At 42.3% G+C, this 14,737-nt stretch carries 14 protein-coding genes; 13 read left to right on the forward strand and 1 reads right to left on the reverse strand.

What is annotated here, in order from left to right; translation table 11 throughout:
• Positions 1-513: 513 nt before the first annotated feature.
• The 8 genes from DFR58_RS03560 to pgsA all read left to right on the forward strand — a co-directional run bounded on the left by DFR58_RS03560 (position 514) and on the right by pgsA (position 9,939).
• A complete protein-coding gene (locus tag DFR58_RS03560) occupies positions 514-2,256 on the forward strand; it encodes a phospho-sugar mutase (protein ID WP_114296433.1) in 1,743 nt (580 codons plus the stop codon).
• Positions 2,257-2,398: 142 nt separating this feature from the next.
• On the forward strand, positions 2,399-3,463 hold the full coding sequence (locus DFR58_RS03565) for an HD-GYP domain-containing protein (RefSeq protein WP_114296434.1): 1,065 nt from the start codon (positions 2,399-2,401) through the stop codon (positions 3,461-3,463).
• Positions 3,464-3,607: 144 nt separating this feature from the next.
• Positions 3,608-7,123: a DNA polymerase III subunit alpha gene (locus DFR58_RS03570; RefSeq protein WP_114296435.1), complete on the forward strand. Its 3,516-nt coding sequence runs from the start codon at positions 3,608-3,610 to the stop codon at positions 7,121-7,123.
• A gap of 124 nt (positions 7,124-7,247) precedes the next feature.
• Complete coding sequence (gene mtrB, locus DFR58_RS03575) at positions 7,248-7,481, forward strand: trp RNA-binding attenuation protein MtrB (protein ID WP_114296436.1); 234 nt, start codon at positions 7,248-7,250, stop codon at positions 7,479-7,481.
• 21 nt (positions 7,482-7,502) lie between these two features.
• The gene (locus DFR58_RS03580; RefSeq protein WP_114296437.1) at positions 7,503-7,700 is read left to right on the forward strand and encodes a hypothetical protein; all 198 of its coding nucleotides are present in this window, start codon (positions 7,503-7,505) and stop codon (positions 7,698-7,700) included.
• 116 nt (positions 7,701-7,816) lie between these two features.
• Positions 7,817-8,788 (forward strand): 6-phosphofructokinase, encoded by a 972-nt coding sequence (pfkA, locus tag DFR58_RS03585; RefSeq protein ID WP_114296438.1) that lies wholly within the window; start codon positions 7,817-7,819, stop codon positions 8,786-8,788.
• Positions 8,789-8,835: 47 nt separating this feature from the next.
• Positions 8,836-9,255 (forward strand): acyl-CoA thioesterase, encoded by a 420-nt coding sequence (locus DFR58_RS03590; RefSeq protein WP_114296439.1) that lies wholly within the window; start codon positions 8,836-8,838, stop codon positions 9,253-9,255.
• Between the two features lie 81 nt (positions 9,256-9,336).
• Complete coding sequence (pgsA, locus tag DFR58_RS03595) at positions 9,337-9,939, forward strand: CDP-diacylglycerol--glycerol-3-phosphate 3-phosphatidyltransferase (protein WP_341457379.1); 603 nt, start codon at positions 9,337-9,339, stop codon at positions 9,937-9,939.
• 39 nt (positions 9,940-9,978) lie between these two features.
• Here the strand turns inward: pgsA and DFR58_RS03600 are convergent, their stop codons facing one another.
• Positions 9,979-11,367 carry an ATP-binding protein gene (locus DFR58_RS03600; protein WP_114296440.1) on the reverse strand — a complete coding sequence of 463 codons (1,389 nt, stop codon included), beginning with the start codon at positions 11,365-11,367 and terminating at the stop codon, positions 9,979-9,981.
• Positions 11,368-11,558: 191 nt separating this feature from the next.
• Between DFR58_RS03600 and DFR58_RS03605 the strand changes: the two genes are divergently transcribed.
• The 5 genes from DFR58_RS03605 to DFR58_RS03625 all read left to right on the forward strand — a co-directional run bounded on the left by DFR58_RS03605 (position 11,559) and on the right by DFR58_RS03625 (position 14,687).
• Positions 11,559-12,485 (forward strand): DUF5685 family protein, encoded by a 927-nt coding sequence (locus DFR58_RS03605; RefSeq protein ID WP_114296441.1) that lies wholly within the window; start codon positions 11,559-11,561, stop codon positions 12,483-12,485.
• Positions 12,469-13,074: a J domain-containing protein gene (locus DFR58_RS03610; protein WP_114296442.1), complete on the forward strand. Its 606-nt coding sequence runs from the start codon at positions 12,469-12,471 to the stop codon at positions 13,072-13,074. Before DFR58_RS03605 ends, DFR58_RS03610 begins: the two co-directional genes overlap by 17 nt.
• Before the next feature lie 45 nt (positions 13,075-13,119).
• The gene (locus DFR58_RS03615) at positions 13,120-13,662 is read left to right on the forward strand and encodes a hypothetical protein (protein WP_114296443.1); all 543 of its coding nucleotides are present in this window, start codon (positions 13,120-13,122) and stop codon (positions 13,660-13,662) included.
• Between the two features lie 37 nt (positions 13,663-13,699).
• On the forward strand, positions 13,700-14,329 hold the full coding sequence (locus tag DFR58_RS03620) for a 3D domain-containing protein (protein ID WP_114296444.1): 630 nt from the start codon (positions 13,700-13,702) through the stop codon (positions 14,327-14,329).
• A gap of 67 nt (positions 14,330-14,396) precedes the next feature.
• Positions 14,397-14,687: a hypothetical protein gene (locus DFR58_RS03625; RefSeq protein WP_114296445.1), complete on the forward strand. Its 291-nt coding sequence runs from the start codon at positions 14,397-14,399 to the stop codon at positions 14,685-14,687.
• Positions 14,688-14,737: the final 50 nt, after the last annotated feature.

Consider the following 14,737-nt stretch of genomic DNA (forward strand, 5'->3'; position numbering starts at 1 on the left):
AATAAAAAAGGCAAGGTTAACTCCCTATATTACAATTATACATACAAAATGCGGCTAAAATTTATTAAATTATTAAGGATTATGTAGACAATATTACTATACATAAAAATCTCTGTAAACGGAAAAAAGTGCATTGTAAAATATTGTGGTTTTATTCGACAGGATTACTTAGGTATGCAAGGGATATTGGCGGGTCTATCCGGCTTTTTGCCTGTGGCAGCATTTGTTTTCACAAACAATGTCCACGGTTTAATGAAGGCAGCAGCGGCTTGATATGCATAATATTAATAAGTAGACTTTAAAGTTCCGGGAGCTTGTAATCCCAGAACTTTTGCATAAGGGTTCTCTGCTCCTATTACCATAGGAATCCCCCCATCCTTTTTATCCGGTGGAATCCTTCCACAGTGCAGCTATCCTTAAATAAAATTGCAAGTATATTGCAACTTTAGCGTTTACAAAATCCCAAAAGTATAATATATTTGATGTAATAAATTTGTATATAGGAGGCATATTATGAACAGCATGGAAAGCTACAGGTTTTGGCTTGAAAATGAATACTTTGACAGGGAGACAAGAGATGAACTCTTTAAAATAAAGGACAATCCCAAGGAAATCGAAGAAAGATTCTACAGGGAGCTGGAGTTTGGTACCGGCGGCCTCAGGGGCATTATCGGAGCGGGAACTAACCGGATGAATATATACACCGTCAGAAAGGCATCTCAGGGGTTTGCAAACTATATAGTAAAGAAGGGCGAAAAGGCCGCCGCGGCAGGCATAGCAATTGCATACGATTCCAGATACATGTCGGCTGAGTTTGCTTCGGAGGCGGCCAGAGTGTTTGCGGCAAACGGGATAAAGGTATATCTCTTTGACGAATTAAGGCCCGTGCCGGAGCTTTCATTTGCAGTAAGGCATTTTAAAGCTTCTGCGGGAGTGGTTATCACGGCAAGCCATAATCCTAAGGAATATAATGGCTACAAGGTTTACGGCGAAGACGGAGGACAGCTTTCACTTGAGGGCTCAAACGCCGTGCTGGAGGAAATAAGCGGAATTTCAGATATTACGGCGGTCAAGCTTATATCTGTTCAGGAAGCCTTGGATAACGGCCTTCTTCAGATGATAGGCAAGGAGGTGGACGATGCATATATGTCCACTCTCAGGCTTTTAAGCATTAACCCCGAGCTTGTCACAAGCGTGGGAGAAACCTTTAAAATTGTTTATACCCCTCTGCACGGCGCAGGCAATAAGCCGGTGAGAAGAATATTGCAGGAAATAGGCTTTAAGAATGTTATAGTCGTAAAGGAACAGGAGCTGCCCGATTGCGGGTTTTCTACCGTGAAATCACCTAATCCCGAAGAAAAGGCAGCTTTCGAGCTTGCTATAGAGCTGGCTGCAAGGGAGAATGTGGATCTTATCATAGGCACTGACCCCGATTGCGACAGGGTGGGCGTGGTGGCAAGAAATGCGGCGGGAGAATACATGGTGCTTACCGGAAATCAGACAGGATGTCTGCTGCTTGAGTATATACTGTCTCAGAAAAAGCTTAAGGGAGAGCTGCCCTCTAATGGCTTTGCAGTTAAGACAATAGTAACAACGGAGCTTTCAAGAGCTATCGCTAAGGCCTATGGCATAGAGCTGGTAGAGGTGCTGACAGGCTTTAAATTTATAGGAGAGCAGATAAAGCTTTTGGACGAGCTGGGAGATAAGAAATACCTTTTCGGGTTTGAGGAGAGCTACGGATATCTTGCAGGCACCTCTGTCCGTGATAAGGATGGGGTTGTGGCATCCATGCTTATTGCTGAAATGGCCGCTTACTATAATTCAAAAGGGATGTCGCTTTACGAGGCGCTGCAGGAGCTGTTCAGAAAGTACGGCTACTCCTTTGAGGGAATAAGTTCGTTTACACTGACAGGCAAGGAGGGAGTTGACAGGATTAAGGGCACGATGGCACAACTGAGGGAGAATAGGACAACAAGGTTTGGAAGCACAGAGGTCCGGGCGGTGAGGGACTACCTTAAGGGCACTAAGTACAGCGTTGCGTCTAAAAGCGAAGAGGAGCTGACATTGCCTCAGTCGGATGTACTGTATTATGAGGTTAAGGAGGGCTCGTGGTTTTGTATAAGGCCTTCAGGCACCGAGCCTAAAATAAAAATTTATTACGGAGTGTCGGAAAATACCGAGGAACTGGCAAAGAGAAGGCTGAGCGACCTTCAGGAGGATGTTGTTTCGGTAGCTAAGGGACTGCTGAACATTTAAAATTTTACATAAAAATTATATTATTTTTTTATTAGCTTGCAGGTATTTACAAAAAGTTGTCGAATAATAAACTTGGTTTACATTTTTTTCTACAGCCATTAATGATTTTTATAATATGGTACGTTTTTTACTGGGGGGTAAAATGCGAAAGGTATATATAGACAGCGTAGTACCGGGTACTAAGCTGGCAAAGGCGGTGTTTGGTCCCGAAGGGCGTATTTTGCTCGGGGAAGGTGCGGAGCTTAACGAGCATTTTCTGGAGAAGCTTAAGGTAAACGGAATAGCAGAAGTGTTTATTTACGACGATATATCACGGGATATTGAAATAAAGGATGTTGTTTGTGACAATATAAGAATTGAAGCTAAAATGCTTGTAAAAAATCAGATGGAGGGGTACGCGTCCTCTAAAGCCATAGATGATTTAAGGATAAACGAGTTGGTCAGCGCCATAATTGAGGAGCTGTTGTCCAACGATGATATCCTTATAAACCTGTCCGACATAAAATCGGTAGATGACTATACATTTGAGCATTCCGTCAATGTATGCATATTTTCGCTTATTACGGGAATAGGCATAGGCTATAATGCAAGCCGTCTCAAGGATCTTGGCATGGGTGCGCTCCTTCATGATATAGGTAAGCTTAAAATTCCCGAGAAAATATTGAAAAAGCCTTCTCAGTTGACCGGTGAAGAGTTTGAAACAATTAAAAAGCACACCTTTTACGGGTACGAGATATTAAAGGGCAATTCCAATATCAGTATGCTTTCGGCATATATAGCCCTTGGACACCATGAAAGATATGACGGCAGCGGGTATCCCCTCCAGCTTAAGGGGGAGAACATACAGAGATATGCCAGAATCGTGGCAATAGCAGATGTATACGATGCTCTTACATCAAACCGGGTTTACAGAAAGAAGCTCAAGCCCCATGAAGTAGTTGAGTATATATCTTCTCTTTCGGCTTATCACTTCGACAAGGAAATTGTGGATATATTTATGAGATATATCGCTATTTATCCCATAGGAACAGGAGTAGTGCTAAGCACCAATGAAATCGGTATTGTAGTCAGAGTAAACAGAAATATACCTTCACGGCCTGTTATAAGAGTAATTCGCAACGAAAAAAAGGAATTGATAGATCATTATTATGAAATAGACCTTGCAAAAAGGATAAATGTGCATATAATGGATTCCTGTGAATTATAGCATTAAAAAAGGGGGATAATTTACGGGAAGAAATCAAAAAGGCTTTAGGGCTTAAAAAAATTGAGCTCTGAAGTTTTTTGCTGTAAAATATAAATAGGCGGACATTATTATTTTTGCAGTCTAAGCTGCATGGAGGGATTATCAATGAAAGATTTTGTACACCTGCATGTCCATACCGAATATAGTCTTCTTGACGGGGCAAACAGAATAAAGGACCTCATAGCGAGGACTGCGGAGCTTGGAATGAAAAGCATAGCTATTACCGATCATGGAGTAATGTATGGTGTGGTTGATTTTTATAAGGAAGCAATGCAAAGAGGCATAAAGCCTATTTTGGGCTGCGAGGTTTACACCGCAAAGAGGACAAGGCATGACAAGCAGCCGGGGATAGACTCCGAGCAGGGCCATCTTGTGCTGCTTGCAAAAGATAATACCGGCTATAAAAATCTTATGAAAATTGTGTCAATAGGGTTTACGGAAGGGTTTTACTACAGGCCGAGGATTGACATGGAGGTTCTTGAGAGGTACAGCGAGGGTATTATTGCCCTTAGCGCATGTCTTTCGGGGGATATACCCAGAGCCTTGCTTCAGAATGATTACCAAAGAGCAAAGGTGCTTGCCTTAAAGCATAACGATATTTTCGGCAGGGGCAATTTTTATCTTGAGCTTCAAATAAACGGTATAGAAGAACAAAATCTTGTAAATCAGAATATAATTAAAATAAGCAGGGAAACGGGCATACCTCTCATTGCCACAAACGATGCGCATTATCTGAGAAAAGAGGATGCCAGAGCACATGAAATACTTTTGTGCATACAGACGGGCAAAACAATAAACGATGAAGACAGAATGAGGTTTTCCACCGACGAGGTATATGTCAAGTCTCCCGAGGAAATGTGGAAGCTGTTTAAGGATATCCCTGAGGCGGCGGAAAATACAGTGGAAATTGCGCGTCAATGCAATGTTGAGCTGGAATTCAACAAGCTTCATTTACCAGCTTTTAAGCTTCCTGACAGCGAAGAGCCCTTTGAGTTTCTATCCCGTCTGTGCAGCGAGGGCTTAGAAAGGCTTTACGGAGTCGGTTATGACAGTACAAAATCAGACAGGCTGAAATATGAGCTTGGAGTAATCAGACAAATGGGGTATGTTGACTATTTCCTTATAGTGTGGGATTTCATAAGGTATGCAAGGGAAAATGGGATAATGGTAGGCCCTGGAAGGGGATCGGCTGCGGGAAGCCTGGTGGCCTACAGCCTTGGAATAACAAATATAGATCCATTAAAATACGGGCTGCTTTTTGAAAGATTTTTGAATCCTGAAAGAATAAGTATGCCCGATATAGACATTGATTTTTGCTATGAGAGAAGGCAGGAAGTAATAGATTATGTTATAAAAAAGTACGGCACCGACAGGGTGGCGCAGATAATTACCTTTGGAACAATGGCGGCAAGAGCTGCAATAAGAGATGTGGGAAGGGCAATGGATATACCTTATAACGATGTCGATACCGTTGCCAAAATGATACCCTTCCAGCTTGGAATGAATATTGACAAGGCTCTTGAAATGAATCCCCAACTGAAGGAGAGGTATGACGACGACACCAACACAAGGGAGCTTATAGACATGGCAAGGCTGCTCGAGGGGATGCCAAGACATGCTTCCACACATGCTGCCGGCGTGGTTATTTCAAAGGAGCCCATAGTAGAGTATGTACCTTTGCAAAGAAACGATGACAGCATCACCACCCAATTTACAATGGGGCTTCTTGAGGAAATAGGGCTATTAAAGATGGACTTTCTCGGCCTCAGAACCCTTACAGTTATAAGGGATGCAGTGGAGCTGATAGAAAAAAATCACGGAGTGAAGATTGAAATTGACAGGCTTGTAATGAATGATCCAAATGTTTTCAAGCTTATAGGAGAGGGGAAGACCTCTGGGGTATTCCAGCTCGAAAGTGCCGGGATGACGCAGTTTATGAAGGAGCTGCAGCCCAATTCCCTTGAGGACATTATAGCGGGCATATCACTCTACAGGCCGGGCCCTATGGATCAGATTCCCCGATATATACACAATAAAAACAACCCCGAGGATGTAAAATACCATCATCCTATGCTCGAAGGCATATTAAATGTTACATACGGGTGCATGGTTTATCAGGAGCAGGTAATGCAGGTTGTAAGACAGCTCGGAGGGTATTCAATGGGACGGGCGGATCTGGTCAGAAGGGCGATGTCCAAGAAAAAGGTAAGCGTAATGGAGCAGGAGCGGCAAAACTTCATATACGGTATAACCGATGCCGAAGGCAATGTTATTGTAAACGGGGCTGTCAGAAATGGAGTTGATGAGAATACCGCAAACAGAATATTCGATGAAATGATGGACTTTGCCAGCTATGCCTTCAACAAGTCCCATGCGGCGGCATATGCCGTTGTAGGCTATCAGACGGCATGGCTTAAATGCTACTATCCCGTTGAATTCACAGCGGCGCTGTTAAACAGCTTTTTAGGCAGCAGCGACAAGGTTTCCCAGTATGTATATCAATGCAGGCTTATGGGTATTGAGGTGCTTCCCCCAGACATAAATGAAAGCTTTGCTAAGTTTACTGTCGTTGGAAGTAAAATAAGGTTTGGGATGGCCGCCGTTAAAAATGTGGGAGAGGGCGCGGTAAACCAGATAATAAGGGAGAGACAGCAAGGAGGGAGCTTTAAAGGCTTTGGGGAGTTTTGCAGAAGGATGGACGGAAGGGATATTAATAAAAGGTGCATAGAAAGCCTGATAAAGAGCGGGGCCTTTGACTCGTTAAAAATATTCAGGTCAAAGCTTTTGAATGTCTATGAAAAGATACTCGACGGAATACAGCAGAGCAGGAGAATAAAGCTGGAGGGTCAGATGTCAATATTTGAAATGGACAATAGAGGCACGTCTTCTGCGGGCGGAGTAAAGGGAGCTGATGAGGAGATATATCCAGATATCGCCGAGCTTTCCGGCAAGCAGCTTCTTGCAATGGAAAAGGAAATGCTTGGACTTTATATATCGGGACATCCTTTGAGTGAATTTGAAAAGGAGATAAATTCTCAGGTGAATTTTTTCAGCTCCAATTTAACTGTTAATTCTTCCGAAGAGACTGAAAATGAAGCTTCGGATGAGCTAAAGGGCGTAAGGGACGGTATGGAAGCAGTGGTTGGGGGAATAATAGCGGAAAAGAAAACTAAAACTACAAAAAACAACAGCCTGATGGCTTTTATCACACTTGAGGATTTATACGGTTCCATGGAGATAATAGTTTTCCCAAGGGTTTTGGATAAATATTCCGCACTTCTGGCAGAGGAAAATATTGTGCTTATAAGGGGAAGAATAAGTGTAAAGGAAGAGGAAAGCGCCAAAATAATATGTGAAGAGGTAAAGCCCCTGAAAAAGGTCAACACCAGAAAGCTGTACTTAAAAATGGAAGAGGATGAAAGTAAACAGCTTGAAGGCTCCGTTATATCAATGCTTAAATACTTTAGCGGAAATACGCCTGTTTACCTGTGCCATGGCAGCTCATGTGATCCCGGCAAAAAGGCAGTGGTGTCAAACAGGGAATTTAAGGTAAGCCTGAATAATTCTCTTCTGGAGGAATTAAAAATCAGGCTGGGGGAGGAAAATGTCAAAATTATTTAATTATACAGCCTTACGGATTTTATAAAATAAGTATTTTGAAAAAATCCCGGAGGCCATGGCACTTATAACATTTGCTGTTGATTTTTACTGGTAAATAATATATAGTTATGACGAGGTGGTTAATATGGATACGGAATCGAATAAAATTTTAGGTGATTATGTTATAATAAGGGCTGAAGAAAATGGTGTAAATATTATAGGCCTTACCCGTGGTAGGGATACTAAATTCCACCATACAGAGAAATTGGATAAGGGAGAGGTTCTCATAGCTCAGTTTACCGAAAATACTTCTGCCATTAAGATTAGGGGCAAAGCAAAGATATTATGCGGCCATGGAGAAATACATTCCGGAGAATAAAGAAAGAGGGGCGTGTTTTATATGTGGACAGTAGTCTATATGGCTCAAAGCAAGGATATTGCTACCAGACTGCAGGAATTGCTGAAGAACGAAGGAATACTGGTTAAGCTGAGACCAATCAGTAAAAATCCTGAAAATAATGATAATTATTATGAAGTGCTGGTTCCCGAGGCAGAGGTTGAAGAAGCACACAGCGTTATTATAGAAAAGGGATTTTAGTTCTTACCGTCTGTTTAAGTAAGTATTTTTTAAAAATATTTATTATAAGCTTGTGTTATAATCCCGTGTTAAAGCTGTTGACACGGGCTTAATATTATTTTAAGGAGGCTGGTTTAATGTCGGAAATAAAAACAATAGGAGTATTAACAAGTGGCGGGGACGCTCCCGGAATGAATGCTGCAATCAGGGCAGTTGTAAGAACCGGCATATATTACGGGATGAGGGTAATGGGAATAAGAAAGGGGTATAACGGCCTTATAAACGGAGACATAACCGAGATGTCGCTTAGGGCTGTTTCAGATATAATACACCGGGGAGGTACTATACTGCAAACTGCGAGATGTCCCGAGTTCAAGGAAGAGGAAGGAATTAAAAGGGGGGTGGCAATGTGCAAGGTATTTGACATTGACGCCGTAGTGGTAATAGGGGGCGACGGATCATACAGAGGCGCCAAAGACTTGAGCAAATTCGGAATGAAGGTAATGGGCATCCCCGGAACAATAGATAACGATATTGCCTGCACGGAGTATACCATAGGCTTTGACACGGCATTGAATACCGTTCAGGATGCAATCGACAAAATAAGAGACACGGCATATTCTCATGAAAGATGCAGTGTACTTGAGGTTATGGGAAGACATGCGGGATACATAGCCCTGAATGTGGGTATAGCGGGAGGCGCCGAGGTGGTTCTTCTCCCGGAGAAAACCTTTGACCTTGGAAAGGACGTTATAAAGCCCATTATCGAGGGCAGAAACCGGGGAAAGAAGCATTATATAGTTATTGTGGCCGAGGGTGTGGGAGGGGCTATTGAAATAGCCAGAGAAATACAGGAGCAGACAGGCATAGAGGCGAGAGCCACCATACTTGGGCACATACAGAGAGGCGGAAGCCCTACTGTAAATGACAGGGTAATGGCAAGCATGATGGGGGCAAGGGCAGTAGAGCTTCTTAAGGAGGATATCTCCAACAGGATCATAAGCCTCAAGGATAATAAGATTGTGGATATTGAAATAAACGAGGCGCTTGATATGAAAAAGGAAATCGATGAGGAAATAATACAGCTCAGTAAAATTCTTGCGCTGTAACGGCAGGCTTTTTCTGCTGTTATGCATTTAAAAAGGCAGGTATTGCAATGTTTGTATCCGAAACACATTTAATCGTAAGGTATGCCGAAACCGATCAGATGGGTATTGTGCATCATTCTCATTATCCGGTATGGTTTGAGGCGGCCCGGACGGATTTTATAAAGAAAATGGGAATGCCGTACTCTAAAATAGAAGAAGAGGGGGCAATGCTTCCATTGCTGGAATTAAAGTGCTGCTACAAGGAGGCGGCGAGGTATGAAGATGAAATTATTATTAAAACGCAAATAAAGGAATTTACGCCTTTGAGGCTGCTGTTTTCATATGAGGCATATAAAAACGGACTGCCCCGGGTTATAGCAACGGGTGAGACTTTGCATGTCTGGACCAATAAGGCGCTGAAGCCTGTTAACATCAGGAAGTATTCTCAGCATATATATGAATTGCTTCAAAGGGCTGTAGAGGAGTAATGCGAGTTTATTTGCCATAATTCATTGCAATAAAGGCATAAAGTATGGTAAACTATACATTGTTTATTCAGGCTGGAGCTGGTGACATTATACATTATAGGGCTGCTGTCTTTACTTATTGCAGATAAAACAAAAATAGTTTCAGGTGGTGAGTCGGTGAATATACCAAATGCTTTAACTGCAGTTAGGTTTGTTATTATACCATTTTTTGCATACTTTTTATATATGGGACAGTTTGATAAAAGCCTGTATGTCACGGCAGTAATCCTTTTTCTGGCGGGGGGAATTACAGATGTTCTGGACGGCTATATAGCGAGAAAATTCAACATGATCACCTCTTTTGGAAAGCTTGCTGACCCTGCGGCGGATAAGCTTATGCAAATAACCGCCCTTGTTATATTAACCATGCAGAGGAAAATTCCCGTAGCCGTACTGATAATTATAGCTGTCAAGGAGATATTTATGGGGCTTGGGAGCATTTTGCTCTACAAGCAGCAGAAGCTGGTGGTATCTGCAAACTGGTATGGAAAAATGTCAACGGTAGTGTTATATATCGCAATAATTATTGCGATATTCAGTGAGACCTATAGCACGATAGCCATAATAATTGCGCTCTGCGCCGCGCTCTTTGCATTTGTCATGTATTCCCTGACATATAGAAAAATTAAAAAACATAGTACTTAAAAAATATAATATACATACTGAATAAAGAGGCCGGGGGAGCTATGGACTGCTCTCCCGGTTTTTTTGTGTGCCCTCCAGCCAGTCGGCAAACTGCTTTGCCGTTCTTGGGGAGCGTCCGTTATACCACAGCTCCCACTTTAATGCTTCCTTATGAAGGTATTCTTTGTCAACAATGATTCCCCTTTTTTGTACAAGGCCTTCCACTATATTCAGGAACTTATGCTTGTCGGGGGAAGAGAATACCACGGTTATGCCGAACCTGTCAGCAAGAGAAAGCTTTTCCTGCATGGAGTCGGAGGCTCTTACCTCGTCATCATGGTTTAATGAGTTCAGGGCATTCCTGTCACTGAACTTTTCTTTTATGAGATGCCTCCTGTTGGAGGTAGCGTATATAAGCACATTATTGGGTCTGCTCTCAACTCCTCCCTCCAATGCGGCTTTAAGTGCGGTATAGCTTTCCTCGCTGTCCTCAAAGGAAAGATCGTCTATGAAAATTATAAATTTTTGCATTCTCTTCTGCAGTATACCCATTACCCTGGGAAAATCCATTAAAGCATTTTTAGGAATTTCAACAAGCCGTAGGCCTGAAGAATGGTATTCATTCAATATAGCCTTTACCGACGAGGATTTGCCGGTACCTCTGTCTCCGTAGAGAAGTACATTGTTTGCCGGGTATCCCTTTAAAAAATTAACGGTGTTGTCTATAACCTCGGAGCGCTCCTCCTCATAATCTATTAAATCCGACAGCCTTACGGGGTCGGGGGACTCAATTCCTCTCAGCGCACCGGTGCTTCCGCTGCCGTCCCAAACAAAAGCGCTGTACCGGCATACGTCTCCGCGCCCGTATTTATAATGAAAACCGCAGAGGCGTTCGAGGCATTTGCCCCAGGATTCGGATGAGTACAGAGCATCCATCAGGGGAGGGATATGCCGAAGGCATGGCCTGTCTTTATATACCGGCCCACAGCAGGCAGAATCCCATGTGGGAAGAGAAGCTATTGCTTGCGTCTCAAAGGACGTTAAAGCGGGGGATTTTAAAAGCAGCTTTTTTATTTCCTCGCATGATACTGCGGAAATCATCTGCAGTGCGTTCAGGTCATTGGCGGCAGCCGTTAATATTCCCTTGTCCATTTCTTCAAAGCTCCGATTTTCAGACATTGCAGAAAAGGGGTTGTCATCAAATATTATTCTTTCTATGATGTATTCTTCAAAGCTGCCGTACCTTCCCGAGGACATTAAGGAAAAATACACATCGCTGTACAGCTCTGCCGCTTCCAGCAGATCGAAGCCCGGTGTGCCGAGGTGCTTTACCAGCCTGTAAAAGGAGCTGATTACAGGAGCTTTTTTCACCTGTCTGTAAACTGAAAGAGAAGCCAGCGCAAAGGTAGCTTTCTTTGCAAGGCTTAAATCAGAATATTTGTAATCCATTATGATGCCTCCGTAAAATTTAAAATAGACAATGCTATTATAACATAAAACTTATATGGTATGGGATTATGAAGCAAGCATAACGTGGCGATTTTAAAAAAGCGGCTATTTTATTTTTAGCACTATTATGGTATTATAAATAAAATGTCTAAGTTATTTATACTTTTGTCTCTTTATGAAGGGAAGATTTAATGTTCGGATATGTTTTTCCGGATAAGCCGGAGCTTAAGGTAAGAGAATATGAGCTTTTCAGAGCATACTATTGCGGAGTATGCAAGTCTATAGCGAGAAGGCACGGACACATTCCCCGCCTCACGCTAAACTATGATTCTGCTTTTTTGGCTCTGCTGCTGTCCTCTGTTTCAGGCAGTAAATTAAATGTTAAAAATGAAAGATGTATCGTAAGACCCGTTAATAAAAGATATGTAATTAAAGATAGTGATACTGTGGATTATGCCTCAGACATAAATATAATGCTGGCGTATTATAGCCTGAAAGATAACTGGAGGGATGAAAAATCAGTTGTTTCGGCGGCGGGAGCAGCAATGCTGAGAAGAGCCGTTGGGAGGTTGAAAAGAAAATACTCGGAAAAGTGCGCCGTGATTGAAGAAAGGCTGATGGAGCTGTCGGAGCTTGAAAAGCAGAGATGTGCTTCGGTTGACAGAGCCGCCGAGCCTTTTGCAAGGCTTATGGAGGAGATAACATCGTACAGCCCTGCGTGCAGGAGTGAGGAGGATTCCGAGATACTCAGGCGTATGGGCTATAATTTGGGGAAGTGGATTTATATTATTGATGCATATGATGATATAGAGTCTGATATTAAAAAAAACACCTATAATCCATTTTTATATCAATATGGGTATCAGGGGGAAGACATACAGGTGTTTAAAAGCCGGATAAGAGATAGGGCTGAATTTAACCTTACCTACACTTTGAGTCAAATGTCGGAGGCGTATGAGCTGCTTGAAGCAAAAGGCGGGAGCAGAGAGATGGGCGGCGCGCAAAACAAATCCCCGCTTCCGGATATCATTGAAAATATAATTTATATGGGAATGCTAAAAAAGACAGAGCAAATACTTGGAATAAGGAGCTGTGAAAAATTTGAGAAATCCATATGAGATATTGGGAATAAAAGAGGGTGCGAGCCAAGAGGAGATAAAAAAGGCTTATAGAGAGCTGGTGAAAAAATACCACCCCGACCAGCACCATGACAATCCTTTATATGAGCTGGCGGAGGATAAGCTGAGAGAAATAAACGAGGCATACGAATACCTTACAAAAAACGCAAGCCCGAGGGGCGGAGGGCGCTGGAACGGAAAATCGGGAGGCGGCAGTACTTCCGGTGATTTTTACAGCACAGTTAAGATGCATATTCAATCTGGCAATATAGCGGCTGCCGAGCAAATGCTTAACAGCTCCGGCGATCGCTCCGCCGAGTGGTATTACTTAAGCGGTCTGGTATTCCTGCGCAAGGGCTGGTACGATGAGGCGTACTCCAGCATACAGAGGGCAGTTAACATGGAGCCCGGCAACTTTGAATACAGGGATGCATTAAATAAAATAAACATGACTAACAGGACCTATAGGGGGAATGCCGCGGGCAGAGGATACGGACAGGGGCCGGATTTGTGTACCATGTGCCAGTGCCTGTGGTGCTCCGACTGCTGCTGTGAGTGTGCCGGAGGAGATCTTATAGAATGCTGCTGAACGCCGCTGCTTCATATAAAAGTATTTTATAGATAGAGGTTATATATGCGCAATAGGGAGGATACTACAAATAAATTTTCTGCCAAGAGAATATCACTGAGCGGTATATTGATTGCCCTCACCGTTATAACCCTGTTTTTTGCTTCGGCTATGCCGACGGGTCGGCTGTCGCTGTATGTGCTGAGCTCCTTTTTCGTTTCTGTTATCATAGTTGAATATGGGGTTAAATGGGGGTGGGCCTTTTTTGCTGCCTCATCTCTTGCTGCATTGGCAGTGATACCCATTAAAATACGTGTTGTGCCGTACATCATATTTTTTGGGGCTTACGGAATTATGAAGCTTTATATTGAAAAGCTGAATAATATTGTGCTGGAATATATTCTGAAGCTTTTATATTTCAATCTGTGTCTGGCTGCTTCGGTGTATTTGTTTAAGGAGCTTTTCATTCAGGGTGCATGGACTGAGCTGGATTTTCCATGGTGGATTATAGTAGCGGGACTTGAAATAATATTTCTGATATATGACTATGTCTATACGCTTTTCATACAGTACTACAGGATGAGGCTTAAAAAGATAATTAAGCTTTAGGCTTATAATATCATAATAAAGACATAAGAGGAGAAATATGAAGAGTAAATCCGCCGCATTCAGACTTATATACATAATACTGATTGAGCTGATTTTTATTGACTTGATATTAATTGGGTGCCTTGTCAAAAAAATAAACACAGACAGGCAATTGACTGCGGCTGAAGTGGACGAAGCTTTCCGCCCGCCTACCATGGTATCTGTAAATATGAGCTATCCGCATAAGTATAAGAATGCTTTAATAAAGGAGCTGTCTCAAAGCATTTTTTTGCAGGGGGTCAACGCTGAATTCTTTAGGGGCAGGGGAAATAATAATAATAAAATGGATTTCATAGCCACTGTCTACGATTTGTCGTATGAGTGCTGCGGGAAATACCCATCTCATCCAGAATACGGCATTACCTTCAGCGGAACAAGAGCAATTAAGGGCATAACTGTGGCGGTAGACCCTGAGGTCATACCCTTAGGAAGTGAAATATACATAGAATTTGCCGTGCCATATACCGGGATGAGCGGATGGTATAAGGCTGAGGATATAGGAAGCAGCGTCCGGGGCAATATAGTGGATGTGTTTATGGGAGAGTCTGCATCTACCGAAATGATGAAAAGCTTCGGGCGCAGAGAGGTCAAGGTGCAGATAAAGAATTACAACGGAAATATGAAATAAAAGGGTTGAAAAGCCTTCTTTTATATATTACAATATTTGGTAACACATAAGAGAAGGATGAAGATAAATGTTCAATATAGAATCGTATTCCATTGGGGTTTTTATTGTAATTTTAATATCTGGCTGTGTTGTAAATTTTATAAGGCAGCATTACATAATTCAGTTGACCGGAATAGCGGTGCTTTTTACAGGTACGGTTTTGCGTCTTGCACATTTTGTAAACACTAATATGTATACCAGCTTAATAGATGCATATAACATTTCCCTTCCCATGCTTTCGGGAATTTCTGCCTGTCTTGTCAGCATGGCATTAGGATTCTGGATATTCCCCGTCGTACGTAAAAAAAGACTAAAGTAATTTATTACTAAAGTAATTTATTACTAAAGTAATTTATATTCAAGTAATTT

The sequence above is a fragment of the Anaerobacterium chartisolvens genome, from assembly GCF_003337415.1.
Lineage (GTDB): Bacteria > Bacillota > Clostridia > Acetivibrionales > DSM-27016 > Anaerobacterium > Anaerobacterium chartisolvens.